General features: G+C 71.5%; 25 protein-coding genes and 1 pseudogene. 20 read left to right on the top strand and 6 right to left on the bottom strand.

Annotated features, from left to right (window positions below):
* Nucleotides 1-79 precede the first annotated feature (79 nt).
* The 4 genes from AC067Z_RS11980 to AC067Z_RS11965 all read left to right on the top strand — a co-directional run bounded on the left by AC067Z_RS11980 (nucleotide 80) and on the right by AC067Z_RS11965 (nucleotide 2,649).
* Nucleotides 80-604, top strand: coding sequence for an N-acetyltransferase family protein (locus tag AC067Z_RS11980; RefSeq protein ID WP_478789343.1), 525 nt, complete (start codon nucleotides 80-82; stop codon nucleotides 602-604).
* 64 nt (nucleotides 605-668) lie between these two features.
* Nucleotides 669-965 carry a DUF4229 domain-containing protein gene (locus AC067Z_RS11975; protein WP_478789342.1) on the top strand — a complete coding sequence of 99 codons (297 nt, stop codon included), beginning with the start codon at nucleotides 669-671 and terminating at the stop codon, nucleotides 963-965.
* An 88-nt stretch (nucleotides 966-1,053) separates the two neighbouring features.
* Nucleotides 1,054-1,155, top strand: coding sequence for a putative leader peptide (locus AC067Z_RS11970; protein ID WP_478789341.1), 102 nt, complete (start codon nucleotides 1,054-1,056; stop codon nucleotides 1,153-1,155).
* 144 nt (nucleotides 1,156-1,299) lie between these two features.
* Entirely contained in the window at nucleotides 1,300-2,649 is a 1,350-nt protein-coding gene (locus AC067Z_RS11965; protein ID WP_478789340.1) for a dicarboxylate/amino acid:cation symporter, read from the top strand.
* 92 nt (nucleotides 2,650-2,741) lie between these two features.
* Here the strand turns inward: AC067Z_RS11965 and AC067Z_RS11960 are convergent, their stop codons facing one another.
* The gene (locus AC067Z_RS11960) at nucleotides 2,742-3,314 is read right to left on the bottom strand and encodes a dihydrofolate reductase family protein (RefSeq protein ID WP_478789339.1); all 573 of its coding nucleotides are present in this window, start codon (nucleotides 3,312-3,314) and stop codon (nucleotides 2,742-2,744) included.
* An 86-nt stretch (nucleotides 3,315-3,400) separates the two neighbouring features.
* Here AC067Z_RS11960 and AC067Z_RS11955 point away from each other — a divergent pair, with 86 nt between their 5' ends.
* Entirely contained in the window at nucleotides 3,401-4,063 is a 663-nt protein-coding gene (locus tag AC067Z_RS11955; protein ID WP_478789338.1) for a TetR/AcrR family transcriptional regulator, read from the top strand.
* On the opposite strand, the gene AC067Z_RS11950 is transcribed toward AC067Z_RS11955, so the two are convergent.
* On the bottom strand, nucleotides 4,032-4,910 hold the full coding sequence (locus tag AC067Z_RS11950) for a MaoC family dehydratase (protein WP_478789337.1): 879 nt from the start codon (nucleotides 4,908-4,910) through the stop codon (nucleotides 4,032-4,034). The two genes, AC067Z_RS11955 and AC067Z_RS11950, sit on opposite strands and share 32 nt — an antisense overlap.
* A gap of 2 nt (nucleotides 4,911-4,912) precedes the next feature.
* The gene (locus AC067Z_RS11945; RefSeq protein WP_478789336.1) at nucleotides 4,913-6,223 is read right to left on the bottom strand and encodes a 3-oxoacyl-ACP reductase; all 1,311 of its coding nucleotides are present in this window, start codon (nucleotides 6,221-6,223) and stop codon (nucleotides 4,913-4,915) included.
* A 71-nt stretch (nucleotides 6,224-6,294) separates the two neighbouring features.
* On the opposite strand from AC067Z_RS11945, the gene AC067Z_RS11940 reads away from it, so the two are divergent.
* Nucleotides 6,295-7,572: an acetyl-CoA C-acetyltransferase gene (locus tag AC067Z_RS11940; RefSeq protein WP_478789335.1), complete on the top strand. Its 1,278-nt coding sequence runs from the start codon at nucleotides 6,295-6,297 to the stop codon at nucleotides 7,570-7,572.
* 77 nt (nucleotides 7,573-7,649) lie between these two features.
* Nucleotides 7,650-9,557: an AMP-dependent synthetase/ligase gene (locus tag AC067Z_RS11935; RefSeq protein WP_478789334.1), complete on the top strand. Its 1,908-nt coding sequence runs from the start codon at nucleotides 7,650-7,652 to the stop codon at nucleotides 9,555-9,557.
* Between the two features lie 95 nt (nucleotides 9,558-9,652).
* On the opposite strand, the gene AC067Z_RS11930 is transcribed toward AC067Z_RS11935, so the two are convergent.
* The gene (locus AC067Z_RS11930; RefSeq protein WP_003967102.1) at nucleotides 9,653-9,856 is read right to left on the bottom strand and encodes a cold-shock protein; all 204 of its coding nucleotides are present in this window, start codon (nucleotides 9,854-9,856) and stop codon (nucleotides 9,653-9,655) included.
* A 364-nt stretch (nucleotides 9,857-10,220) separates the two neighbouring features.
* On the opposite strand from AC067Z_RS11930, the gene AC067Z_RS11925 reads away from it, so the two are divergent.
* From AC067Z_RS11925 to AC067Z_RS11875, 11 genes and pseudogenes are all read left to right on the top strand, one after another.
* The gene (locus AC067Z_RS11925) at nucleotides 10,221-11,069 is read left to right on the top strand and encodes a menaquinone biosynthetic enzyme MqnA/MqnD family protein (protein WP_478789333.1); all 849 of its coding nucleotides are present in this window, start codon (nucleotides 10,221-10,223) and stop codon (nucleotides 11,067-11,069) included.
* 63 nt (nucleotides 11,070-11,132) lie between these two features.
* A complete protein-coding gene (locus tag AC067Z_RS11920; RefSeq protein ID WP_478789332.1) occupies nucleotides 11,133-12,821 on the top strand; it encodes a protein kinase domain-containing protein in 1,689 nt (562 codons plus the stop codon).
* A gap of 100 nt (nucleotides 12,822-12,921) precedes the next feature.
* Entirely contained in the window at nucleotides 12,922-14,121 is a 1,200-nt protein-coding gene (gene mqnC / locus AC067Z_RS11915; protein ID WP_478789331.1) for a cyclic dehypoxanthinyl futalosine synthase, read from the top strand.
* Between the two features lie 7 nt (nucleotides 14,122-14,128).
* Nucleotides 14,129-14,764 carry an imidazolonepropionase-like domain-containing protein gene (locus AC067Z_RS11910; RefSeq protein WP_478789330.1) on the top strand — a complete coding sequence of 212 codons (636 nt, stop codon included), beginning with the start codon at nucleotides 14,129-14,131 and terminating at the stop codon, nucleotides 14,762-14,764.
* 70 nt (nucleotides 14,765-14,834) lie between these two features.
* The gene (locus tag AC067Z_RS11905) at nucleotides 14,835-16,262 is read left to right on the top strand and encodes a hypothetical protein (protein ID WP_478789329.1); all 1,428 of its coding nucleotides are present in this window, start codon (nucleotides 14,835-14,837) and stop codon (nucleotides 16,260-16,262) included.
* Nucleotides 16,259-17,008 carry a hypothetical protein gene (locus AC067Z_RS11900; RefSeq protein WP_478789328.1) on the top strand — a complete coding sequence of 250 codons (750 nt, stop codon included), beginning with the start codon at nucleotides 16,259-16,261 and terminating at the stop codon, nucleotides 17,006-17,008. Before AC067Z_RS11905 ends, AC067Z_RS11900 begins: the two co-directional genes overlap by 4 nt.
* A complete protein-coding gene (locus tag AC067Z_RS11895) occupies nucleotides 17,005-17,682 on the top strand; it encodes a hypothetical protein (RefSeq protein ID WP_478789327.1) in 678 nt (225 codons plus the stop codon). Before AC067Z_RS11900 ends, AC067Z_RS11895 begins: the two co-directional genes overlap by 4 nt.
* 90 nt (nucleotides 17,683-17,772) lie before the next feature.
* A complete protein-coding gene (locus AC067Z_RS11890) occupies nucleotides 17,773-18,468 on the top strand; it encodes a demethylmenaquinone methyltransferase (protein ID WP_478789326.1) in 696 nt (231 codons plus the stop codon).
* 10 nt (nucleotides 18,469-18,478) lie between these two features.
* Nucleotides 18,479-19,411 (top strand): glutaminase, encoded by a 933-nt coding sequence (locus tag AC067Z_RS11885; protein ID WP_478789325.1) that lies wholly within the window; start codon nucleotides 18,479-18,481, stop codon nucleotides 19,409-19,411.
* Nucleotides 19,318-19,572: pseudogene (locus AC067Z_RS11880) on the top strand (zinc-ribbon domain-containing protein); the annotation flags it as partial. The gene AC067Z_RS11885 and the pseudogene AC067Z_RS11880, both read left to right, overlap by 94 nt.
* A gap of 174 nt (nucleotides 19,573-19,746) precedes the next feature.
* The gene (locus AC067Z_RS11875) at nucleotides 19,747-21,984 is read left to right on the top strand and encodes a hypothetical protein (protein WP_478789426.1); all 2,238 of its coding nucleotides are present in this window, start codon (nucleotides 19,747-19,749) and stop codon (nucleotides 21,982-21,984) included.
* A 6-nt stretch (nucleotides 21,985-21,990) separates the two neighbouring features.
* Here AC067Z_RS11875 and AC067Z_RS11870 read toward each other — a convergent pair whose 3' ends face one another.
* Complete coding sequence (locus tag AC067Z_RS11870) at nucleotides 21,991-22,530, bottom strand: GNAT family N-acetyltransferase (protein WP_478789324.1); 540 nt, start codon at nucleotides 22,528-22,530, stop codon at nucleotides 21,991-21,993.
* A 103-nt stretch (nucleotides 22,531-22,633) separates the two neighbouring features.
* Between AC067Z_RS11870 and AC067Z_RS11865 the strand changes: the two genes are divergently transcribed.
* Nucleotides 22,634-23,920 (top strand): geranylgeranyl reductase family protein, encoded by a 1,287-nt coding sequence (locus AC067Z_RS11865; protein ID WP_478789323.1) that lies wholly within the window; start codon nucleotides 22,634-22,636, stop codon nucleotides 23,918-23,920.
* 174 nt (nucleotides 23,921-24,094) lie between these two features.
* Entirely contained in the window at nucleotides 24,095-24,922 is an 828-nt protein-coding gene (locus AC067Z_RS11860) for a class I SAM-dependent methyltransferase (RefSeq protein ID WP_478789322.1), read from the top strand.
* A 159-nt stretch (nucleotides 24,923-25,081) separates the two neighbouring features.
* Here the strand turns inward: AC067Z_RS11860 and AC067Z_RS11855 are convergent, their stop codons facing one another.
* On the bottom strand, nucleotides 25,082-25,882 hold the full coding sequence (locus tag AC067Z_RS11855) for a C40 family peptidase (protein ID WP_478789321.1): 801 nt from the start codon (nucleotides 25,880-25,882) through the stop codon (nucleotides 25,082-25,084).
* Nucleotides 25,883-26,265 lie beyond the last annotated feature (383 nt).

Genomic DNA, 26,265 nt, shown 5'->3' with positions numbered 1-26,265 from the left:
CCCGCAGGCGGACGCGCGGCGCCGTCCCATCTGATGGAAGCCCCGGCCCCGGCCGGGGCTTCTTTCCTACCCTTGCGCCATGGCTCTGACGTTCGAACTCGACCCGCCCGGCGGTCCGTCCCTGCGCGACGGCGTGCTCGCCCTCTGGGCGGACGTCAGCAACGCGGGTGGTGCCGTCGGCTTCGTGCCCCCCGTCACGGTCGACGAGATCCGGCCGGAGTGGGTCAAGCATCTGACGGCGATGGCCGAGGGCAGGATGCGGCTCGTCGTGGGGCGCGACGAGGAAGGCGAGATCGCCGCCACCGCGTTCATCGCCCACAACACGCACCGGCTGATGACCCACTGGGTCTGGCTCTACACGGTCATGGTCCACCCCCGGCACCAGGGCAAGGGGTACGGCAGCGATCTCATGGCCGCCACCGCCGATGCCGTCCGCGGTCTGGAAGGCGTCGAGGCGATACGGCTCACCTGCCGCGGCGGCACCGGGGCCGACCGCTTCTACGCCGCCTGCGGCTACAAGGAGGTCGGGCGGGTGCCGGGCGCCATCCGTGTCGCCGAGGGCGACGACCGCGACGACATCGTGATGCTGCTGCCCCTGAACTGATCGCTTTCCGGACATGCTTCACTGGACGGGCATCTCTTGTCGTACGAAGGAAGAAGGCCCCGCCGTGTCCGCTTCAAGGACGAGCGCCGCGATCCGGTACACCGCCCTGCGTCTGGCGATCTTCGTCGGTTGCCTCGTCGCCGTCGGCGGGCTGGTCCAGATCGGCGTCCTGCCGAAGGGTCTCGGGGACTCCAACTTCGTCTGGGTCATCCTGCTCGCGCTGGTGCTCTCCGCACCCCTGAGCTTCGTCCTGCTGCGCAAGCAGCGCGACGCGATGTCCGAGCAGATCGTCCCGATGGTGGACAAGGCCAAGTCCCGCCTGGACGCCAACCGTTCGCAGGAGGACGGCGCCGCGCGCTAGGCCCTGTCCGGGCGTCACGGCTCGGGGCGATCAGGGGCCCCAAAGGGGAGCTTTGAGGTTCTCAAAGTTCAAGTGTTAACGTGTTGCCATGAAGACAGCAGCGCGCCACCACGTCGCCGCGAGCATCCCGCTCGTGGCGCGCCTGCATGTCGATCTCTGCCGCTGTACGTCCGCGGTCTGTTGCCGCTAGGGCCTGCCCGGCGGGTCAGGGCCTGAGGGCCTGCTCCGCGAAAGGCCCGGGTCCGACCCCGGCACCACATGCAGCGGCGTCGCGCCGACGCGCGCCGCATCCCCGTCCCCGTAGTCCCCTGATACGCCCCACTGGAGTGCGTCCGTGTCCGCGAACACCGCGTCCACCCCTGCCGGAAATCGGTCCGGCACCGGATTCCGTATACCCAAGGTCCCCTTCTGGGCCCAGATAGCCGCCGGTCTCGTGCTCGGCGTCCTGTTCGGCTGGCTCGCCCGCAGTCAGGACGTCACGTGGCTCAAGGACACCCTCGACCACATCGGCTCGATCTTCGTCCAGCTGCTGAAGCTTGCCGTCGCACCGCTCGTCTTCTTCGCGATCCTGGTGTCGATCACCAATCTGCGGAAGGTCAACAACGCCGCCCGGCTGGCCACCCGCACCCTGCTCTGGTTCATGATCACGTCGCTGATCGCGGTCGCCATCGGCCTCGTCATCGGCCTGCTCACCGACCCCGGCGCCGGCACCGGCCTCACCCCCAAGGACGGCCAGAAGCCCGAGCAGGCCGGCTCCTGGATCGACTTCATCACCGGCATCGTCCCGACCGACGTCATCACGCCCTTCACCGAGCTGAACGTCCTCCAGATCGTCTTCATGGCCGCCGTCGCCGGTATCGCCGCCCTCAAGCTCGGCGACCGCGCCAAGCCGATCCTCGCGCTCAGCGAGTCCGTGCTGGAGCTGCTGCAGAAGGCACTGTGGTGGGTCATCCGCCTCGCGCCGCTCGGCACCGTCGGCCTCATCGGCTACGCCATCGCCGACTACGGCTGGGACCTGATCGGCAAGTACGCCACCTTCACGGCCGACGTCTACATCGGCTGCGCCCTGGTCCTCTTCGGCGTCTACCCGCTGCTGCTGGCGACGGTCGCCAAGGTCAACCCGGTGCAGTTCTTCAAGGGCGCCTGGCCCGCCATCCAGCTGGCCTTCGTCTCCCGCTCCTCGGTCGGCACCATGCCGGTCACCCAGAAGGTCACCGAGCGGCTCGGCGTCCCGAAGGACTACACCTCGTTCGCCGTCCCGTTCGGCGCGACCACCAAGATGGACGGCTGCGCCGCGATCTACCCGGCGCTCGCCGCGATCTTCATCGCGCAGATCTTCGATGTGCAGCTGGGCATCCAGGACTACCTGCTGATCGCGTTCGTCTCCGTCGTCGGTTCGGCTGCCACCGCCGGCCTGACCGGTGCCACGGTCATGCTGACGCTGACCCTGTCCACGCTGGGCCTCCCGCTGGAGGGTGTGGGGCTGCTGATGGCGATCGACCCGATCCTGGACATGATGCGCACCGCCACCAACGTGGCGGGCCAGGTGGTGTCGCCGCTGCTTGTCGCCGCACGCGAGGGAATCCTCGACCGTGACGCGTACAACTCGGCGAAGCCGTCGCCGATCGACGAGGCGGACTCCCGTGACGCCGAGCGCGAGGTCGCGGTGCCGGTCCCCGCGTAGCCCTGCCGCCGGAGCGGCCGCCGTGTCCCACGGCGGCCGGCCCGGCCGGCGAAAGCGCCCCTGATCCTCCGCGATCCGGGGCGCTTTCGCCGTTACGCGCTGCCCCCGGCCCGCTCGTGGTGCAGCAGCACCACGCCGTTGCCGAAGGTGCGGGTCCCGACGAGGCGCAGATCGGCCGTCGCGTCCGACGCCGCGAACAGCGGCTTGCCGCGGCCGATCAGGACCGGGTGGACGTAGATGCGGAACTCGTCGACGAGGCCGTGGCGCAGGAACGTCGCCGCCAGGTCGGCGCCGCTGAGTGCGAGGTCCCCGCCCGGCTGTGCCTTGAGCGCCTGCACCTCTTCGGGGACGACGTCCCTGACCACCGTGGTGTTCCAGTCGGCCCGCTGCAGGGTCCGGGAGTACACGGTCTTGGGCATGTCGCGCCAGATTCCCGCGAACTCCGCCATGGTTGCGGTGCACGAAGGGTCGGATTCGGCCGTCGGCCAGAAGCCCGCCATCAGCTCGTGGGTGACGCGGCCGCTCAGGAATCCGCCCATCGTGGCGATGTGCTCGTTGAAGTGGTGGTGCAGCTCCTCGTCGACCCGGTGCCAGCCGATGTCGCGTTCCGGTCCCTCGATGTAGCCGTCGAGCGAGACCGACATCATCAGGACGATCTTTCTCATCGCGGTCCTCCGGCGTTCCGTCGGTACTTCCGACAGGGCCTAGTCTTACCGCTGGGTAAGGGCACGGGGCGGGAGGACATCGGACAATGGGTGCTGTGAAGGGCGCGAGGGCCAAGCGCATGCCGCGGGCCGTGCGCGAGCAGCAGATGATGGACGCCGCCGTGCAGACCTTCGGGCAGCGCGGGTACCGCGCGGCGTCGATGGACGAGATCGCCGAACTCGCCGGTGTGTCCAAGCCGCTGGTCTACCTCTATCTGAATTCCAAGGAAGAGCTGTTCACGGCGTGCATCCGGCGCGAGGCGAAGGCCCTCACGGAGGCGGTGCAGGCGGCCATCGAACCGGGCCTCTCGGCGGACCAGCAGATGTGGGCCGGACTGGAGGCGTTCTTCCGGCACACCGCCGAGAACCCCGACGGCTGGTCCGTGCTGCATCGCCAGGCGCGCACGCACGGGGAGCCGTTCGCCGCCGAGGTCGCGAAGATGCGCGAGGAGATCGCCGCGTTCGTGACCGAGCTGATCGGGGCCGCCGCCCGCCAGGGTGTGCCCCCGGCGGGCCGGCGCGACGCCGAGCTGGCAGAACGTGACGTGGCCGGTCTGGCCCAGGCGCTGGTCGGCGCGGCCGAGTCGCTCGCCGGGTGGGTGAACGAGACCGGCGGCGTCTCTGCGAAGGAGGCCGCGGGCATGCTGATGAACTTCGCCTGGACGGGCCTCGACCGGCTCATGCAGGGGGAGCGCTGGAGCCCCAGGTGACCCTGCCGGCGAGGTGGATCCGGCCCGCCGTGCCGCGCAGCTGGAATGCGGCGCCGTCCGGCGTGCTGTCGGCCGCGTAGGTGACGGAGGCCGGCAGCAGGACGGGTGCCTTGAACTCGGCGTGCGCGGACGCGGTGGGACCGCCGGTGCGTTCCGCCTCGGCCAGGCAGCGGGCGAAGGTCCACATGCCATGGGCGATGGCGCGGGGGAACCCGAACAGCCGGGCGCCCAGCGGGTGCAGATGGATCGGGTTGCGGTCGCCGGAGGCCGCGCCGTAACGCCGGCCCAGATCGCCGGGAACCCGCCATTCGGCGGTGGCCGGGAGCGGCTTGGGCGCGGCCGCGTTCTCGCGGGGGCCGTCGTGGGACGTGCGGTGGCGGGCGAGGTAGGAGCTGCGCGACTCCCACACGAGCGCCCCGCCGAGCCTTGCCTCGGTGACCATGACGACCTCGGTGCCGCGGTGGTGCGCCACCAGCTTCTCGGCGTACACGGTCAGCTCGGGGCGGTCGTCCGGGTGCAGCGCGGCGCCGTGCCGTTCGATGCCGATACGGGTGTGGACCAGACCGAGCACCGGCAGGGGGAACGCGCGGTCGGCCATCAGCCGCATCGCCAGCGGGAAGCCGAGGATGTGCGGATACGGCAGCGGCAGCGGCCCGGCCGGGGGAAACCCGCAGACCTCGGCGTAGGCGGCGAGCCGCCCTGCGTCGGTCCGGGCGCCCGGCAGCACGAGCCGGGTTCCGGGCAGTGGCGCCCGGGCGCCGACGCGGCGCTTGAACGGGGACAGGACGGCGCCGCGGGCGAGCAGCGGCGTGAGCGCGGGGGTGGTGTCGAGGGTGTGGGTCGTCATCGTCAGGCACCCAGCAGGCTCTGGCCGCAGACGCGCAGGATCTGGCCGTTGACGGGCCCGGACGCCGGGTGGGCGAAGTAGGCGGTGGCCTCGGCGACGTCGACGGGCAGTCCGCCCTGGGCCATGGAGTTCATCCGGCGGCCGGCCTCGCGGATGAACAGCGGTACGGCCGCGGTCATCCTCGTCTCGATGAAACCGGGGGCGACGGCGTTGACCGTGACGCCGTGGGCGGCCGCGGCACGCGGCGCGAGGGAGCGGACCAGGCCGATGATCCCGGCCTTGCTCGCGGCGTAGTTGGTCTGCCCGGTGTTGCCGGCGATGCCCGCGATGGACGCGGTGGCGACGATGCGGCCGCCGCCGCGGACCGCGCCGGCCTTCAGCAGGGCGTCGGTGGTGTCGAGCACGGCGGCCAGATTGACGTCCAGCACCGAACTCCAGCGATCGGCGGGCATGTTGGCGAGGCGCCGGTCGCGGGTGATGCCCGCGTTGTGGACGAGGACGTCGAGTCCGCCGTCGGGGAGCGCGGCCGCGATGAGGTCCGCGGCGTCGGGGGCGGTGATGTCGAGGGGGAGCGCGGTGCCCCCGAGCCGGTCGGCGGTGCGGATCAGATCGGCCTGGGCCTGGGGCACGTCGAGGCAGACGACGTGCGCGCCGTCGCGGACGAGGACCTCGGCGACACAGGCGCCGATGCCGCGGGCGGCACCGGTGACGAGTGCGGTGCGGCCGGCGAGGGGGCGTGCGGCGTCGGCGGGGAACTCCGGCTCGGTGTCACCGAGTTCGACGACCTGGCCGCTGACGTAGGCGGACTTGGGCGAGAGCAGGAAGCGCAGGGTGGACGCCGCGGCCTCGGGCGCGGGCGAGGTGAGCCGGACGAGGTTGACGGTGCGGCCTCCGCCGATCTCCTTGCCCAGGGAGCGGACGAATCCTTCGAGGGCCTGCTGGGCGGCGGCCTGGTGATGGTCGTCGGCGGCGGGCCGGGCGCCGATGACGACGATGCGGCCGCCGGGGGTGACGGAGCGCACGACCGGGTGCAGGGCGGCGTGCACCTCGGCGAGGCCGGCCGCGGTGGTGACCCCGGTGGCGTCGAGGACGACGGCGGCGGGCCGGTCGCCGGAGTCGGCGACCTGGAGTCCGGTGTCGGGCAGCGGTCGCTCGAGTGCGGACGTTCCGGCGGTGAGCAGCAGCACCGGCCCGTCGAGGGCGGGGTTCTCCGGGTTCCAGCGCCGCAGCGGGGCGGGCTGGGGAAGGCCGAGCCGCCGGGTGAGAAAGCGGCCGGGTGCTGTGCCGGTGAAGTGCAGATAGCGATCGGCCATTGTCCTGACTCCCTGCTCGGTCGTAGATTTACTCCAGAGTAAGGTTACTGAAGAGTCAGGAGCTGGTCGAGATGCTGCCGAAGTTGCCTCGCAGGGTTGCGGTGATCGGCGGCAGCCGTGTCCCGTTCGCCCGGTCCGACGGCCCGTACGCCACCGCCTCCAACCAGGACATGCTCGGCGCGGCCCTCGCCGGGCTCGTCGAGCGGTACGCACTGTCCGCGCCGGGCGCGGTCGGCGAGTTCGTCGCCGGAGCCGTCCTCAAGCACAGCCGCGACTTCAACCTGGCCCGTGAAACCGTCCTCGGCTCCGGACTTGACCCGCACACCCCGGCGTACGACATCCAGCAGGCATGCGGCACCGGCCTCCAGGCCGTCATCGCCGTCGCCAACAAGATCGCGGTCGGCGGCGTGGAGAGCGGCATCGCGGGCGGCGCCGACACCACGAGCGACGCGCCCCTCGGCGTCAACGACGAACTGCGCCGCATCCTGCTCGAGGCACGCCGGGCCGGAAGTACGGGCGCGCGGCTCAAGGCACTCGCGCGGGTGCGCCCGAAGCACCTCGTCCCCGACATCCCGCGGAACGCCGAACCCCGCACCGGGCTGTCCATGGGCGAACACGCGGCGATCACCGCGCGGAACTGGGGGATCGGCCGCGAGGAACAGGACCTGCTGGCCGCCACGAGCCACCAGCGGCTCGCCGCCGCCTACGACCGCGGGTTCCTAGACGATCTCGTCGTGCCCTTCCGCGGCCTGGAACGCGACCAGAACCTGCGACCCGGCTCCACGGTCGAGAAGCTCGCGACCCTGAAGACGGTCTACGGCAACGACGCACCCGGCGCCACCATGACCGCCGGAAACTCCACGCCCCTCACCGACGGCGCGGCCACCGTGCTCCTCGCGAGTGAGGAGTGGGCGGCGGCACACGGCCACGAGCCACTCGCGTATCTCACCGCGTACGAGACGGGCGCTGTGAATTACGTGGACGGTGACGTCGCCGGCGGCGAGGACGGACTGCTGATGGCCCCGGCCCACGCCGTTCCCCGCATGCTGGCACGCGCCGGGCTCTCGCTCGCCGACTTCGACCTGGTCGAGATCCACGAGGCGTTCGCCTCGCAGGTGCTCGCCACGCTCGCCGCCTGGGAGGAGCAGGGCCTGCCGCCGGTGGCCCGCGACCGGCTGAACGTCGCCGGGTCCTCCCTGGCCACCGGCCACCCCTTCGCGGCCACCGGTGCGCGGATCGTCGCCACCCTCGCCAAGCTCCTCGCCGAGCGTGAGGGCCCGGGCCGCGGCCTGATCTCGGTCTGCGCCGCCGGCGGCCAGGGCGTCACGGCCGTCCTCGAACGCGCCTGACCCCGGGGTCCGTCGCCGTGCCGGGCGCCCCTGCCATCCGCCGATGAACGTTCCCACCCCCTGACGAGGAGCCGCACGTGTCCGTCGATCCACTCGTCCCCGCCGGTGCCCCCGCCCCGGTAGAACCCCACAAGAAGCGGGTGAACGGCGTCGTGCGGGAGGTCTCCGTGCCCGCGCTCGTCCCCGCCGTCACCCATGGCTCGCTCGCCGACATCCCCTTCGACAACGAGCGCGAGGCCCCCGGCGAGGCCGTGCTCAGCCGCAAGGACGCCGACGGCCGTTGGCACGACGTCACCGCGGCGCAGTTCGCCGATGAGGTCCGCGCCGTCGCCAAGGGGCTCGTCGCCGAAGGGCTGCAGCCCGGCGACCGGCTCGCCGTCATGGCGCGCACCACCTACGAGTGGACGCTGTTCGACTTCGCCGCCTGGGCCGCCGGCCTCGTCACCGTGCCCATCTACCCGACGTCTTCCGCGTTCCAGGCCCGGTGGATCCTGGAGAACTCGGGCGCGGTCGCCTGCGCCGTCGAGACCGCCGAACAGGCCCGGCTCATCAGCCAGGAGCGCAGGCAGCTTCCAGGTCTCGAGCATCTGTGGGTGTTCGACACGGGGGCCGTGGAGACGCTGCGAAGGGCGGGGGAGAAGGCCGGCGTCCCGGACGCCGCCGTCGCCGAACGCCGCGCCTCGCTCACCCCCGGGTCCGTCGCCACGCTGATCTACACCTCGGGCACCACCGGCCGGCCCAAGGGCTGCGTTCTGACCCACGCCAACTTCTTCGCCGAGGTCGACAACGCGGTCGAACTGCTGCACCCCGTCTTCAGGTCGGTGAGCAAGGAGCCTGCCTCCACCCTGCTCTTCCTCCCCCTCTCGCACGTCTTCGGGCGCATGGTCGCGATCGGCTGCCTGCGGGCCCGGGTACGCCTCGGACACGCCCCGTCGATCAAGACCGAGGACCTGCTTGCCGACCTGGCCGGTTTCGCTCCCACGTTCCTGCTGGCCATCCCGTACGTCCTGGAGAAGGTCTTCAACACCGGGCGCGCCACCGCCGAGAAGCTGGGGCGGGCATCCTCCTTCGACCGCGCCGCGCGGATCGCGCAGCGCTACGGGCAGGCGGTGGAGGCCGCCGAGCACGGCACGGGCCCCGGCCCCTCGCTCGGCCTGCGGGCGGCCCGCGCGCTGTACGACCCGTTGGTCTACCGTCGCATCCGGGCCGCACTCGGCGGAAAGGTGCGGTACGCGATCTGCGGCGGCTCCCCGCTGGGCAGTCGGCTCGGCTCGTTCTACGCGGGTGCCGGCATCCAGGTCTTCGAGGGCTACGGGCTGACCGAGACGACCGCAGCCTCCACCGTGACCCCGCCGCTGCGGCCCCGGATCGGCACGGTGGGCTGGCCGCTGCCCGGCACCGCGGTCCGCATCGCCGACGACGGCGAGATCGAGCTGCGCGGCGGCCAGGTCTTCGGCGGCTACTGGGACGCCGAGCGTGCCGCGGCCGTCCCGGTGGCAGGGGACGGCTGGCTGCCGACGGGTGATCTCGGTGCCCTGGACGACGGTGGATATCTGACGATCACGGGCCGCAAGAAGGACATCATCATCACCTCCGGCGGCAAGAACGTGGCGCCGGCCCCGCTGGAGGACTGGCTGCGGGCGCATCCGCTGGTGGGCCAGTGCATGGTGATCGGCGACAACCGCCCGTACGTCACCGCCCTGCTCACCCTGGAGCCGGACGGGCTCGACCACTGGCGGCGGATGAAGAGGAAGGTGCATCTGCCGCTCGTCGAACTGGTGGCGGACCAGGACCTGCTGGAGTCGCTGCAACGCGCCGTCGACGAGGCGAACCGGCTGGTCTCACGCGCCGAGTCGATCCGCCGCTTCCGGGTCCTGACGGGCGACTTCACCGAGGAGAGCGGTCACCTCACGCCCTCGCTCAAGCTGAAGCGGGCGGAGATCGCGCGGGACTTCGCGGCAGAGATCGAATCGCTGTACCGGTAGCGGCGGCAAAAGGCAGGAGCCCCGTTCCGTACGGAATGTACGGAGCGGGGCTCCTTGGGTACTGCTGGTCGTGCGCGATCGCCGACCCGGGCTGACTAGGCCGGGGTGACGTTCTCCGCCTGCGGGCCCTTCGGGCCCTGGGTGACGTCGAAGTTCACGACCTGGTTCTCCTCGAGGGAGCGGAACCCGGACGCGTTGATCGCGGAGTAGTGGACGAAGACATCCGGGCCGCCGCCGTCCTGGGCGATGAAGCCGAAGCCCTTTTCAGCGTTGAACCACTTGACGGTTCCGGTAGCCATAAGCCCTCCTTGGGCCAAAGGGTTGCCCTGCTCCAGAACCTGCAAGAAGTCTGAAAACTACAAAAGCCTGCGGGTTACATGCTCCGCAGGCTCTGTACTGCAAGGGAAACCAAACTGCAACTTGCGTCGAGCCTAGCACGCAGCGTGTGCGCAGCGGTAGAGGGAAAGATCACTTCACCCGGACGTTTGATCCGAGGGTCGTTCTGCTGACGAAGCCCAGCTCGGGACCGGGGCGGATGCACTTCGGCACCCCCCTGCAGGAGCGGCGCGGCGAGCGGCGGCGGCCGCCCCCGGCGCGGACGGCCGCCGCGCACAGGTCTAGCCTCACGATGTGGACAGTCACGGAGAAAGCACAGCAACCGGCATGCGCCGCACCAGGCCGCGAGTCGGTCACATCCAGTTCCTGAACTGTCTTCCCCTTTACTGGGGACTTGCCAGAACAGGAACTCTGCTCGACCTGGAACTGACGAAGGACACCCCCGAGAAGCTCAGCGAGCGACTCGTACGCGGCGAACTCGACATCGCGCCGATCACGCTCGTGGAATTCCTTCGCAATGCCGACGAGCTCGTCGCCTTTCCCGACATCGCGGTCGGCTGCGACGGCCCCGTCATGTCGTGCGTGATCGTCTCGCAGCTTCCGCTGGAGCAGCTGGACGGCGCACGGGTCGCGCTCGGCTCCACCTCCCGCACCTCCGTACGCCTCGCCCAGCTGCTGCTCGCCGAGCGGTACGAGGTCACGCCCGACTACTTCACCTGCCCGCCGGACCTCGGCGTAATGATGCAGGAGGCGGACGCGGCCGTCCTCATCGGCGACGCGGCGCTGCGCGCCTCTCTCCACGACGCCCCGCGCCTCGGCCTCCAGGTCCACGACCTCGGCCGCATGTGGAAGGAATGGACCGGGCTGCCGTTCGTCTTCGCCGTGTGGGCGGCGCGCAAGGACTACCTGGCCCGCGAACCCGTCGTCGTCCACCAGGTGCACGAGGCCTTCCTCGCCTCGCGCGACCTGTCGCTGGAGGAGGTCGCCAAGGTGGCCGAGCAGGCGGCGCGCTGGGAGAACTTCGAAGCGGAGCTGCTGGAGCGCTACTTCACGACGCTGGACTTCCGCTTCGGACCCGACCAGCTCGCGGGCGTGAGGGAGTTCGCGCGCAGGACGGGACCCACGACGGGATTCTCCGCGGACGTCCACGTGGAGCTGCTCGACGGCCGGCCCTGATCCGTCGGACACGCCCTAGTCTGAGGTCCGGACCGACACGGCCAGGCCAACGGGGGAGTCGAGATGCAGCCGCTTGATCCGGGGGAGCCGCGCAGCATCGGCGCGTACCGGCTGCTCGGCAGGCTGGGCGCGGGCGGGATGGGGCGCGTCTACCTGGGGCGCAGCGCGGGCGGCCGTACCGTCGCGGTCAAGGTCGTCCATCCGCACTTCGCCCTCGACGACGAGTTCCGGGCGCGGTTCCGGCGTGAGGTCGAGGCCGCCCGCCGGGTCGGCGGCCAGTGGACCGCGCCCGTGCTCGACGCCGATCCGGACGCGTCCGTGCCCTGGGTCGCCACCGGCTATGTGGCCGGGCCCTCCCTCTCCCAGGCGGTCACCGGACACGGACCGCTGCCCACCCGTTCGGTACGGGTGCTCGGCGCGGGACTGGCACGTGCCCTGGTCGCCGTGCACGCGCTGGATCTCGTGCACCGGGACGTGAAGCCGTCGAACGTGCTGCTGACCCTGGAAGGACCGCGGCTGATCGACTTCGGGATCGCCCGCGCCACCGACGGGACCGCGTCGCTGACGTCGACGGGCGTGTCCGTCGGTTCGCCCGGCTACATGTCGCCCGAGCAGATCCTCGGCAAAGGCGTCACCGGTGCGGCCGACGTCTTCTCGCTCGGCGCGGTCCTCGCCTACGCGGCGACCGGAGCGGCCCCCTTCCCCGGCGACTCGTCGGCCGCCCTGCTCTACAAGGTGGTGCATGAGGAGCCCGAACTCGGCGCCTTGGACGGGGAGATACGGGATCTGGTGGCCGGTTGCCTTGCCAAGAACCCGGCGGCCCGCCCGGCACCCGCCGAGATCGCCGAACGCCTCGACGCCGACGGCGGCGCGGGCGGTTGGCTGCCGGGACCGGTCGTCGAGGAGATCAGCCGGGCAGCCGTCGACCTGCTGCACCTGGAGTCGTTCCCCGTCGAGCCCGTTGCCCCGGCCGGGCCGGGAGCGTCGGGGCCCGTCGCGTTCTCCAGTCCGGCCGTCGGTGTCTTCGGGCCGCCCGTGGAACCGGACCCGTCCGCTCCCGCGCGGTGGGCCGCGCCGCCGTCCGACGAGCCGCACTCCGACGCATCGCGCGCCGGTACGCGTTCCCCCGCCGCTCCGGACGGCACGGCGGGTGCGCAGGCGAACGGCTTCTCCCTCTCGGCGGGCGGCAGCACCGGCGCACGGCGGGTCAGCTGCACCCTCGCCCTCACCGTGGCGGGCGCGCTGGCGGCCGTGACCGTCGGGGGCGTCTTCGTCCTCGATCTGCTGCCCGGCAGCGGCGGCGACGGCAAGCAGGGTCCGAGCGACTCGGCCGAACAGCCGCCCGCCGCGACCGCGTCGGCGTCCCCGGGGCAGGTGAACGAGGTGCCCAAGGCGTTCCTCGGCACCTGGAGCGGCCCGGCCACCGAGCGCAGCGGGTCGCCGCACGGCACGGTGACCGTCGAGTTCACCGCCGGCCGCAAGGGCCAGGACGTCGTCCGGACGACCAACACCCTCTCGGCGCTCGGAGTGAAGATCGAGTGCTTCGGGGTGGGCAAGCTCGCATCCGGCACCTCCCGGGTGCTGCGGGTCGACGAGCGCAGCGACCCCGACCGCCAGGGCACGACGGGTGCGTGCACCAGCGGCGCGGCCGAGTTGGTGTTCACGCTCGGAGCCGACGGATCCCTGCGCTATCAGTCGAAGGAGGAGGCCGCCGGGCTCCCGCAGGGGACGCTCACCCGGGTCGAGGACTGAACGGCCGCGTGCGGGGAGGCCCGCGACCGGGCGGCGGGACCGTGGCGTAGCCTGGATCGGTCCGTTGATCCGCAGAAGTACCGCCGAAGGGTGACGCCCGGTGACCGAGAAGGCCGACCTCCAGTCCGTGCTGGACCGTGCTGCCGACGGTGGGCGCATCACGCCCGAAGAGGCGCTCGACCTGTACCGCTCCGCACCGCTGCACGCGCTCGGAGCGGCGGCGGACGCCGTGCGCAAGCGGCGGTACGCCGGTACGGAGCACATCGCGACGTACATCGTCGAGCGCAACATCAACTACACCAACGTGTGCGTCACGGCCTGCAAGTTCTGCGCCTTCTACGCCCCGCCGAAGGACACGGCGAAGGGCTGGACCCGGGACCTCGACGACATCCTGCGCCGCTGCGCGGAGACCGTCGAGCTCGGCGGCACGCAGATCATGTTCCAGGGCGGCCACCACCCGGACTACGGCGTCGAGTACTACGAGCAGCACTTCGCCGCCATCAAGAAGGAGTTCCCCCAGCTGGTGATCCACTCGCTCGGCGCGTCCGAGGTGGAGCACATGGCCCGGATCTCCAAGGTCTCCGTCGAGGAGGCGATCTCCCGCATCCACGCCGCCGGTCTCGACTCCTTCGCCGGCGCCGGCGCCGAGCTGCTGCCCGAGCGGCCGCGCAAGGCGATCGCCCCGCTCAAGGAGTCCGGCGAGCGCTGGCTGGAGATCATGGAGATCGCGCACGGCCTGGGCGTCGAGTCGACCTCCACCATGCTGATGGGCACGGGCGAGACCAACGCCGAGCGGATCGAGCACCTGCGGATGATCCGCGAGGTGCAGGACCGCACGGGCGGCTTCCGCGCCTTCATCCCGTACACGTACCAGCCGGAGAACAACCACCTCAAGGGCCGTACGCAGGCGACCCTGTTCGAGTACCTGCGCATGATCGCCATCGCGCGGCTCTTCCTCGAGAACGTGGCGCACATCCAGGGTTCGTGGCTGACCACGGGCAAGGAGGTCGGCCAGCTGTCCCTGCACTACGGCGCGGACGACCTCGGCTCGATCATGCTGGAGGAGAACGTCGTCTCCTCGGCCGGCGCCAAGCACCGCTCCAACCGCATGGAGATCATCGACCTGATTCGCAAGTCGGGCCGTGTCCCGGCGCAGCGGACGACGACGTACGAGCACATCGTCGTGCACGACGACCCGGCGAACGACCCGGTCGACGAGCGCGTCGTGTCGCACTTCTCGTCGACGGCGATCGAGGGCGGTACGGCGCATCCGGAGCTGAAGCTCCTCAGCGCCAACTGAGGTCGCCTTGCTGACGATCCACGTCGCGGACCGGGTTCTGGGCTCTGCGGACGCGGTGTTCGTCGACGGAGGGCTGATCGCGGCCGTCGGCCCGTACGAGCAGCTGGCCACCGCCCACCCGCAGGCGCGGGTGCGGCGCTGGCCCGGGCTGCTGATGCCGGGGCTGTGCCACCCGTTGGCCGCCCCGTTGCTGGAGAGCGTCTACCACCCCGATCCGCGCGAGGCCGATGAGCTGGGCGCCGAGCCGCTGCATGGTGAGGCACTGTCAGGGCTCGCGATCGACGACGCGCGCTGGGGCGCGAGCGCCCGGCGCGGGCTCCAGCGGCTGCTGGGCCACGGAGTGACAGCGGTCGCCGGTCCGTTCGGCCGGCCGGCGGTGCGGACGGCAGTCGCCCGGTCCGGCCTGCGGGTGCGTGATCCGCGGCAGGTGCGGGACATGCAGGCGCCCCTCACGCTCGATCCTTTCGAGGGCTTTCCGCTCGCCTCCCTGCTCGACGGGGACCTGTCCGTCGGCGGCCCCGCCGACTTCGCGGTCTTCGACGTTCCCGTGGAGGAGCAGCCCGCCCGTGCACTGCGCCGGTACGGCGCGGGTACCTGCGTGGCCACCGTCCTCAGCGGCCGACTGGTGTTCCGGCGCCGCTGACCCGGTCCGAGGTGTGTCGTGGACACGACGTTAGGGTGTCCGGGGCCGAGAACGACGGGGAGGGCCAGTGATGCACGTGAAGCGGATGGCGACGGTTGCCGCGGTCCTCCTCCTTGCGGCGGCAGGTCCCGCGACCGCGGCCGAACTGCCGTCCACCCGGGCCGACATCGCCGCGGACGCCCTGCGCAAGGACCCCGTCCACGTCAGCCCGCACCTCGCGCCCGGCGCGGTCGGCCCGCGGGACGTCGAGCGGATCCGGGCCGCGGCCGACAAGCTCCGGGAACTCGGCGTTCCGGTCTATGTGTCCCTCAGCCCGGTATGGGACGGCGACGGCAGCGGTGACTTCGGTGTCGCCCATCTCGCCCTTCTGCACGACCGGTTGAGCAAGGACGGCGCGTACGTCCACGTCGACGACGAAGGGGACGTGCAGGTCCGCACCTACGGCGTCCAGCCGCTCGGGTACGCGTCCGACATCGAGAGCCGGATGTCCGGCTGGAGCGACGGCGGGGACTCGCTCGCCGATCTCGCGGTCGTCGCGATCGACGGACTGCGCACGGGTGAAGTGCCGCGCGGGAAGGGCGAGATCGAGGACGACGCGGAGAACGAGGCGTACGCCCGCACCGAGGACTTCGTCAACAACGCCGCGCTGGCGGTCGGCGCCGTGAGCGCCGCTCTCGTCGCCGCGCTCATGCTGCTCCACCGCCTCACCGACGTGCCGCTGTGGCCGCGGCGCAGGCGGCCCGCGCCTCCCGTCCCGGCCGTGGACTGGCGCTCCGCACCCGATCTGCCCGACCACGCGTACGCCACGCTGTACGACCTGGCCCGGCGCCGCACGCACGCGCTGCGGGCCGCGGTCGTGGCCGCGGAGGCAGCCGGGCTGAAGGTGGGCGGTGCGCTGCCGGACAACGCCTGGGACCTCGCGGACGACCTGCTGATGATCGCCTGGGAGCCCGGTGCCGAGCCCGATGCCGCCGTGCTCGCCGAGCACGGGCCGGGCTGGTGGGAGGAGCGGGCGCCGCTCATCGAGGGCGCAGATCTGCCGGAGCTGCTGGCGGCGATCGAGATCAGCCGCATCGGCATGCTCGCGCTCGCCGCGCTCCGCGACGGCGACGACGCGCCTTCGGACGTGGAACCGCCGTGCTACCACAACCCGTTGCACGAGCGCGGGGTCCGGCGTGCGACGTTGGCCCGGATCACCGACGAACCGATGGCCGTCCTGGTCTGCCAGGACTGCGCCACTCGCGGGCCGGACCCGCTGCTGGTGGCGACCGAGGAGGGGCCGCAGCCGTACTACGCGGCACCCGCGACCAACCCGGTATGGGTCGTGTCGGGCTACGGGGCGGCGGAGCCGCGCGGGTCCGCCGAGTCGCTCGTCGCGTACCTCGCCACCTGGGCGGACGGCGGCGACGAGGACGAGGACGAGCACCAGGACCAGGACGACGAGGCCGAGGCCACCCCTGCCGACGAACCCGGGCGCGACGAGGAGGCCCGCGCATGAGCCGTACGACGAAAGCCACCGGGCTGCTGCTCGCTGCTGCCGCACTGGTCGGCGGCATCGGCGCCGGGGCCCCCTACGACCCCATCGAGCGTGCCGCCGCCGGACTCCGCGAACGGCCCGTGTACGTCGACCCCGACCTCGGGTACCTCCTGAAGCCGAAGGACCGCACGACGATCGAGAACGAGCTGAAGAAGCTCGACGCGCCCGTGTTCCTCGCCGTACTGCCCGGCGTGCCCCGCGGCTACCTCAACCACGCCCGCACCCGCGCGCTCGCGAAGCGGACCGGCAAGGACGGCGCGTACCTCCTCGTCACCGAGCGGGGCTGCTTCGACGTCAACACCCAGACGCTGCCCAAGAGGAAACCGCCGGAGATCCCGCAGCAGTGCGAGGCGTCCAGCGCGGCGATCCGCGACCTCACCGTCGACTACGCGCGTGCCGCGGAGCGGCTTCCCGATGCGCCCGCCGGGCATCTCGCCGGGGACACCACCTGGGAGACGCCGCAAACGGACGGCGACAGAGCCGACGACGCCGTCCAGGAGGCGGAGTGGCACCCTGTCGAACGCCTCACCGGCGAGGAGTGGGGCAGGATCTGGGTGTCCGTGATCCCCGGCGCGTTGGTCGGCTGGTGGGTGATCCGGCCGCTCGTCCTGCTGGGATTCCGGCTCGTACGCCGACGGCCCGCGTCCACCCGGTCGGCACGCCGGGCCGGGGCCGAACTCGACTCCCGGCTGGAGGCCCTGCGATGACCTCCGTACGCTGTGTGCCGCTCACGGCGGCCCTGATCACACTGGCGCTCACCGTGCTCGCCCCGGCGGGAACGGCCGCGGCGAGCACAGTCACCGCCGACCGTCCCGACCGCGCCCGCGCGATCGCCGACGCGCTCGCCGAGGATCCGGTGTACATCGAGCCCGCGCACAAGGCGTCCCTCGACGACTCCGTGCGCCTGAGGATCAGCAAGCAGATCCGGGACTCGGACGTCCCCGTCTACGTGATCGTCGCCGGGCTCCGCCACGACGCCGACGACCCGTACGAGGGAGACGCCGAGGTGCTGCTCTCGTTCGTCCACGACCGGCTGCGGCGCGACGGCGTCTACGTCTTCGGCGAGGGAGGCGGCGACGAGCTCGTGGCCCAGGAGTACGGAGTGGACCGGGACGCCGACACGGCCGTCCTGCTCGGCGAGTACGACGACCCGCTCGACGTCATGCTGCCCCGCTTCGTGGACGCCGTCGTCACGGACACCGCCGACGAGGTGTGGGAGAAGGAGAACGGCTGGTCGGACGAGGACGACGCGGAAGAGGAGGACGACAAGGGCACGATGTCCGGCACCACCGCGCTGATCATCCTCGCGGTCATCGTCCTCGTCATCGGCGGTGCCGCCGTCCGCGCCATCCGCAAGGGGCCGCCCGGGGCACGGAGGTGACGTGCGCCCGGGGCACGGGAACAACGGCACCGTCCGCGCCCCGCGCAGGGCGCGCCGCTGCTTCGGCGGGCGGGCTGCTTGAATGGGCCTGTGACCCGAGCAACCCTGGACAAGCAGCCGCACGAAGTCGCCTCGATGTTCGACGACGTGGCGGCGAACTACGACCTCACCAACGACGTGCTCTCGCTCGGCCAGGACCGGCGCTGGCGCAAGGAGGTCGCCAAGGCGGTCGATGCCCGCCCCGCGCAGAAGGTCCTCGACCTCGCCGCCGGCACCGGCACGTCCTCGTTGCCGTTCACCGCCACCGGCGCGTACGTCGTGCCGTGCGACTTCTCGCTCGGCATGCTCCGCGAGGGCAAGAGGCGCCACCCGTGGCTGCCGCTGACCGCGGGCGACGCGACGAAGCTGCCCTTCGCCGACGACGTCTTCGACGCCGTGACGATCTCCTTCGGCCTGCGCAACGTGCAGGAGACCGACCAGGCGCTGCGCGAGCTGTACCGGGTGACCAAGCCGGGCGGGCGCGTGGTCATCTGCGAGTTCTCGCACCCGACGTGGGCACCGTTCCGCACCGTGTACGAGGAGTACCTGATGCGGGCCCTGCCGCCCGTCGCCCGCGCAGTCTCGTCCAACCCGGACGCGTACGTCTACCTCGCCGAGTCGATCCAGAGCTGGCCCGACCAGCCTGCGCTCGCCCGCCGCCTCCAGCAGGCCGGCTGGTCGAAGGTCGCGTGGCGCAATCTGTCCGGCGGCATCGTGGCGCTGCACCGCGGCACCAAGCCGCTGTAGGCAGCCCGGCATGGAGCACTTGGGGATCGCCGTCGACTACCAGGCGGTCCTGCGGCAGATCGCCGAAGACGTGGCGCCGCTGGTCGGCAGCGGCACCCCCGCCGAGTACATCCCGGCGCTCGCCGGGGTCGACCCGCGCCGCTTCGGCATGGCTGTCGCCGATCTGCAGGGCCATGTGTACGGGGTGGGCGACTGGCGGCACCCGTTCTCCACGCAGTCGATCACCAAGGTCTTCACGCTCGCGCTCGCCCTCGCCGCCGGCGGCGACGGACTGTGGGAGCGGGTCGGCCGGGAACCGTCGGGCAACCCGTTCAACTCGCTGGTGCAGCTGGAGTACGAGAACGGCATCCCGCGCAATCCGTTCATCAACGCGGGTGCCCTCGTCGTCACCGACGCCCTCCAGACCCTGACCGGCGACGCGAGCAGCGAACTGCTGGAATTCCTGCGGGAGGAGAGCGGCAACAAGGCGCTCGCCTTCGACCCCGAGGTCGCCGAGTCCGAAGCCGCCCACGGCGACCGCAACGCCGCGCTCGCCCACTTCATGGCCTCGTACGGCAACATCACCAATCCCGTTCCCGCCCTGCTCGACCACTATTTCTGGCAGTGCTCGATCGAGATGAGCTGTGCCGACCTCACACTCGCCGCCCGCTTCCTGGCCCGGCACGGACTGCGGGCGGACGGCTCGCGGCTGCTGAGTCGCAGCGAGGCCAAGCACATCAACTCCGTGATGCTCACCTGCGGTACGTACGACGCGGCGGGGGAGTTCGCCTACCGCGTCGGCCTGCCGGGCAAGAGCGGTGTCGGCGGCGGCATCGTGGCCGTGGTGCCCGGGCGGTGCACGCTGTGCGTATGGAGCCCCGGTCTGGACGCGCGGGGCAACTCGGTCGCCGGGGTTGCCGCGTTGGACCGGTTCACGACGCTGACGGGACTGTCCGTGTTCTGAGCGGAACCGGTCGATGCCAGGATGAGTCAGTTGTTTACGGCTTCCTTATCCTGCGTCATCTTCCGTCCCCACTCGATGTTTTCGGAGTTCCCATGGCGTCGTACTGCGCCCACTGCGGTGTCCCGTCCCCGGACGAAGCCCGCTTCTGCATGAAATGCGGCAAGGAACGATTGCCCGATGCCGAGCCACCGGCCCCGGCGGCGGCCCCCGTGGCGGCCCCCGCGTCGGCGCCGGTCCTTCCGCCACCTCCGCCGCCCCCTCCCGCATACGTCCCGGGCCCGGCCACACCCTCGCCCGTCGGCGCCTTCTTCGGCCGTGCGATGCGCGGGGACTGGGTGTCCTCGGTGCAGGCCGCGCTGTGGCCGGCCGGGCTGCTGCTCGTGCTGGCGACCGCGCTGGCGATCCCGACCTACGGGCAGGACGACGAGGTCGTCGTCGGCTGGAGCGACCGGCTGCGGGTCGCGCTCGCCCTGCTGATGCAGGGATTCGGCGGCGGCTTCGAACTCCGGGCCGCCGACGGGTCGATGACGGACCCCTCCGGGTCCGGCGGTTCGTCCGGCTACGAGGGCGATTCGGACTACTCCGGCGGCTCCGACGGTTTCGAGGGCGGCTTCGGGGGCGGGTTCGGGAGCGGCTCGGACTCCGGAATGGACGCCATCGCGCAGGGCGCCGCGTCGTTCTCCCTCGTCCCGCTGACCGTGACCGTGCTGTGGATCGCCGCGCTCTACCTGGGGGCGCGGATGCTCCGTACGCGGGGCGCCGGTCTCGACGCGGCCGTGCGCGTGAGCCTGCTGGTCACCGGAGTCGTACTGGTGCTCGGCCTGTTCGCACAGCCGGACATCGAGGGCGTGGAGGTCTCCTCGTCGCCGATGCTCGGCGCGCTCGGCGCGCTCGTCCTCTCGGCGGTCGTGACCGCCGGAGTGCTGCAGCGCGACGACCTCGCCGCCCGGCTCGCTCAGCGTCCCGCCGCACGGTCCGCGGTCCGCGCCTTCGGCACGGCCGTACGCGCGCTCGCCGTGGTGATCGCCCTCTGCTCCCTGGTCGGCTTCGTGTTCCTCGCCACGCAGGACGACGTGGACGGCACGGCCCTGCAGGTCGCGCTGCCCTTCCTGCCGAACATCGGCTTCGCCGTGCTGGGCCTGAGCTGGGGCGTTCCCGTCGAGTACGACGTCCGGGGCCAGCTCGGCATGTTCGGCTCGGGCAGCGAGCACGGCAGCGTGGGGCTCGGTGAGATCTCCGACTTCTGGGGCGGTGGCGCGGTCGCCGGCGTGCTGGCGCTCGGTGCCGTGTCGGCGCTCGTCCTCGGGGTCTCGGCGGCGCGCCGCTCGGCGGACCGGCGCGAGCAGCTGCTCGTCGCCGCCTTCGTGCTGGGGCTCGTACTGCTGGGCACCGCGCTGAGCGGTGTCTCCGCCGAACTGTCCGGTGGCGTCGGAGATTTCGGGGGCCAGGGCGACACGGAGATTGCGCCGAGCGTTCCGGACGCGCTGCTGTTCGGGCTGCTGTGGGTGGCTGCTGCGACGTTCCTCGGACCCTATGTGCTGCGGCTGGTGGGGCAGTCGGCCCAGGTGCCGGCACCGCCCGCCGAGGGCGTGGCGCCGGTGCCCGGAGTGCTGCCGTACGCCCCGGGTGCCCAGCCGTCGGCGGCCGCCGCCTCTCCTGCGGCGGCGCCCTTCGCTCCCGAGCCGCATGCCGCGCCGGCCGTGCAGCTTCCTGCGCAGGCAGTGGGTGAAGTGGGTGCTGTGGGCGCAGTGGGTGCCGCTCACGATCCGTACACCGTGCAGCTCGGTGCCCCCGCGGCGCCCGGGGCGCCCGGGGGTCCCGCGGCGGTCGATCCGGCCGATGGCACCGCGCGCAAACGCAAGGTCCTGCTGTGGACGGCCACGCTCACCGCCGCGTTCGTCATCGGCGGCGGCGCGACCGCCGGCGTGCTGATCTGGCAGAACCAGAGCGGCGACAAGCGCGCCACCACGACACAGGACAAGGAACCGGCCGCCGCCGAGACGCCGGACGCCAAGCCGGCGGATTCCACCCCGCCGTCCCCGTCCCCGTCCGCCACGCCCTCCGGCCCCTCGGCCGACCCGTCCACCGCCGGACCGTCCGAGACGCCCGGTGGCGGCACCCTCCCGGCCGGTTTCGTGCTGCGCCAGGACCCCGCCGGGTTCACGGTCGCCGTCATGGACGGCTGGACGCGCCGGCAGACGGGCAGCCAGGTCTTCTACGAGGCCCCCACCGGCGGCGACTACCTCCAGGTCGGCATCATCAGGAACACCCCGATGAGCTCGTACGAGAACTTCACCAGCCTGGAGAAGACGCACCTGGAGAAGCCGGAGAACGACTACCAGCGCCTGCGGCTGGAGCAGAACACCTACCAAGGCCGCCCCGGTGCCCTCTGGGAGTTCACCCACATCCCCGAGCCCGACGAGGGCGGCCGGGCCCGGCACGTCATCGACCAGGCATTCGTCTCCGCCGACGGCACGGAGTACGCGATCCTCGCCGCCGGCCGGGCCGACCTGTGGGACGCGGACAAGGACGTGGTGTTCTCCACCGCCGTCAGCACGTTCAAGGCCGGCTGAGAACGCTCAGGTCCGGGCCGCCGGGCCCGGACCGCCCAGATCCAGCCGGAAGCAGAGCGCCTGATCCTCGGTGTCCGGAATCGGGTAGGTCTCGGCGAGCTCCATGCCGAGCCGCCCGGTCACGGCGATCGACCGCGCGTTGCGCGCGTTCACCATCGCCACCACACGCTCGACCCCCGCCGCCCGTACCCGCTCCAGCGTGGTGCGGGCGGCGGTCGTCGCGTAGCCCTGCCCCCACGCGGACCGGGCGAGACGCCAGCCGATCTCGATCTCGCCGACCGGGCCGCGCGTCTCGTGCGGCCACGGCTGGGCGCCGGTGAAGCCGATGACCGCGCCGCTCGCGTCGAGCATCGTCCACAGGCAGAAGCCCCGCTCGGCGTCATGCCTGCGCTGGCGGGCGGTGAACTCCTCGTACACGGACAGCTCGGCCGCCTTGCCCCCGTGGAACTCCATGACCTCCGGATCGTCGAAGACCCGGTGCCAGGCCAACGCGTCCTCGTCGGTGGGCACCCGCAGTTGTATGGCGGGGAACGGCCTGCTGGTCATAGACGGAGCCCTTCAGTCGGGTGATCAGTGCGCACCCATAGACTGCACATGTCCTGTGCCGATCGGTACGCAATATCGAATCGAATCTTCGGGAGAACCCGCCGTGACCGAAGCCCTCACCGAGCACACTGCCGATGTGATCGTCGTCGGGGCAGGCCCGGCCGGCTCCACGACCGCGTACTACCTCGCCAAGGCGGGTCTGGACGTACTCCTCCTCGAGAAGACCGCGTTCCCGCGCGAGAAGGTCTGCGGCGACGGACTCACCCCCCGCGCCACCAAGCAGCTCGTCTCGATGGGCATCGACATCTCGGAAGAGGCCGGCTGGCTGCGCAACAAGGGTCTGCGCATCATCGGCGGCGGGGTGCGGCTCCAGCTCGACTGGCCGGATCTCGCCTCGTACCCGGACTACGGCCTGGTCCGCAAGCGCGACGACTTCGACGAGCAGCTGGCCCGCCAGGCGCAGAAGGCCGGCGCCCGGCTGTACGAGCGCTGCAACGTGGGCGCGCCGGTCATCGACGACCGTACGGGCCGGATCACCGGCGTCCACGCGAAGCTCGGCGAGGAGAAGACCCCGGTCACCTTCCACGCCCCGCTCGTCGTCGCCGCCGACGGCAACTCCTCGCGCATCTCGCTCGCGATGGGCCTGCACCGCCGCGAGGACCGCCCGATGGGCGTCGCGGTCCGCACCTACTTCACCTCGCCCCGCCACGACGACGACTACCTGGAGTCCTGGCTGGAGCTGTGGGACCGCCGCGGCCCCGGCGAGGACCGGCTGCTGCCCGGCTACGGCTGGATCTTCGGCATGGGCGACGGCACGTCCAACGTCGGCCTCGGCGTCCTCAACACCACTGCCTCCTTCAAGGAGCTGGACTGGCGCGAGGTGCTCAAGGCCTGGTGCGCCTCGATGCCCGAGGACTGGGGCTACACCGAGGAGAACATGACCGGCCCGATCCGCGGCGCGGCGCTGCCGATGGCGTTCAACCGCCAGCCCCACTACACCAAGGGTCTGCTCCTGGTCGGCGACGCGGGCGGCCTGGTCAACCCGTTCAACGGCGAGGGCATCGCGTACGCGATGGAGTCGGGCCAGATCGCGGCGGACGTCATCGTCCAGGCGCACGCCCGCCAGACCCCGGCCCAGCGCGAACTGGCCCTGCACCGCTATCCGAAGGTTCTCAAGGACACCTACGGCGGCTACTACACGCTCGGCCGCGCCTTCGTGAAGCTGATCGGCAACCCGAAGGTCATGAAGATCGCGACGCAGCGGGGTCTGACGCATCCGCTGCTGATGAAGTTCACGCTGAAGATGCTGGCGAACCTGACGGACCCCACGGGCGGCGACGCGATGGACCGCATCATCAACGGTCTGTCGAAGGTGGCGCCGAAGGCATGACGGCCCCGGGGGACGCCGGACGGCGTCCCCCGGCGGACCGCAGGCACGAGCAGTGAGACGTGAGCGCACCGGCCGGCGCGGGACTCGGCCCGACGGCCGTTCCGCCCGCGCCGAGCGCGGCATCCGTGGTTAGCATCCGGACAGGGTCAGCCCACAGATGGCACGGAGGCGCTCGTGCAGTACAAACCCACGTCCTCGTCCCGACTGTCCGCGAACCGTTCGCGGCTCGGCCACAAGCTGCGGTACGCGGTCCGGAACCCCCGCCGCGTCCTGCCCTACCTGCGCCGGGCGGGCAGGGACAACTGGCTGCGGCTGCGCCATCGCGGCGGCCACGTCGCGTACTACCGGGCGGTGATGGCGTCCGACACCGCGCGGAGCCCGGAGGCGGCGGTCGGCGGCGGGCCGTCGCACGACCGCTGGCTCGCCATCGGGAAGATGCAGTTCGACTACCTGACGGAGCACGGGCTGCAGCCGGGCGACCGGATGCTGGAGATCGGCTGTGGCAACCTTCGGGCCGGATGGCGGTTCATCGACCATCTGGAGGCCGGCCACTACTACGGGATCGACATCTCGCCCGACATCCTCATCGAGGCCAAGAAGACGCTCGTCCGCTACGGCCTCCAGCACAAGCTGCCGTATCTGACCCCCGTCGACGATCTGACGCTGGACTTCCTCCCGGATGCGTCGTTCACGGTTGTCCACGCCCACAGCGTCTTCTCGCACTCGCCGCTCGAGGTCATCGACGAGTGCCTGGCGAACGTGGGGCGCGTGCTGGCGCCCGGCGGCTTCTTCGACTTCACCTTCGACCGCACCGAGACCCGGGAGCACCAGGTCCTGGGCGAGGACTTCTACTACCGGACGGAGACGCTGGCCCGGCTGGCCGCGCGGCACGGTCTCGTGGCCCGCTTCATGGACGACTGGGAGAGCCTTCCGCACGGCCAGTCGAAGCTCCGCGTCACCCATGCCGAGCCCGGTGGAACCATGCGCGGTGAGTCCGTGTAAGGGGCCGGCCTGCCCGGAGCGTTGTCCGGCGGGCCGGGGCCGCTGATCCGGGTCCGTCCATGTGCCGTACGGGCGCCATGGGCTGAGGCCCCCACCGCATGACAGAGGGCCGTCGTCCCCTCCCGGGAACGACGGCCCTCCGCCGAAGATCAGCAGGTGTCAGAGGACGCGGACCGCGCCGCTCGCCGGGTAGCCCGACAGGTCCTGGATCACGACGCCCTTGCCGGGGTTGGCGGCGTCGAGGTACTGGCCGTTACCGATGTACACACCCGTGTGGTACGCGGAGCCCGCGCCACCCCAGTAGAGGATGTCGCCGACCTGGAGGTTGGAGGTGCCCACCTGGGTGCCGGCCACCGACTGGTCCTGCGAGACGCGCGGCAGGTCGACGCCGACGGTGCGGAACGCCGCCTGGACCAGGCTGGAGCAGTCCCAGGCGTTGGGGCCGGTGGCGCCCATGATGTACGCGTCGCCGAGCTGGGCCTTGAGGAAGGCGACCACCGCTGCGGCGGAGCCGCTCGCGGGCGCGGTGCTCGTGGAGGCCGACGCGGAGAGCGTCGTGCGCTCGGCGGTGCGGGAGGCGCGTGCCTCGGCCGCCGCCTCGGCGCGCGCCTTGGCCTCAGCCTTCTCCTTGGCCTCCGCCTTGCGGTCCGCCTCGGCCTTGGCCTTCTTGGCCGCCTTGGCGGCCTTCTCGGCCGCGGCGTTCTCCTGGGCCTGCAGTTCGAGGTCGAGCGCGACCTGCTGCGTGGCCTCCGCCGACTGCGCGACCGTGGCGGAGAGATCGGCGGACGTGAGGACGGGCATCTCGATGGTCTCGGTCACCGGTTCGGCATTCGCCGGCCCGGCGGCTCCGGCCACCGCGATGGTGCTGAGGACGCCACCGGCAACTCCGGCCCGGAGCGCGATTTTCGATGCGCCTCGGCGGGGCTTCCGGTGGCTGGGTATGTGAGCGGTGTGGGACATGAGTACAACCGCTATCAGGGCGCGACGGTTCCCTTCAAGAAACGTGTGTTGCGCCACAGTTGTGTCCGGAACCTGTGAATCCGCCCTGTGCGGGCCTTTATTGACGCCGTAACGGACTAATCGGGCATCCATGATCACGGCTGTGATCATGGGGTTTTCGTAAAAGGTCCGAATTGCCGCGGGCTTACCACTGGCGCGGACCGTTGGCCAAGCCCGCTTTTGTTGAACTCTTGAGTGAGTGGCGCAGGTCACAGAATGGTCAACGTGCGGGCGCTCGTGAGCTCGTGAACGGGCGCACGCGTCCACCGCCGTCCGCGGCGTCCCACGGTCGAGTGAGCAGATGTCCACTATCACCCCATGCGGTCCATCACCAATTTGCTTGC

The sequence above is a fragment of the Streptomyces sp. NPDC043812 genome, assembly GCF_056436245.1.
The sequence above is the reverse complement of the archived record's forward strand: the minus strand, read 5'-3'. Positions and strand labels throughout refer to the sequence as shown.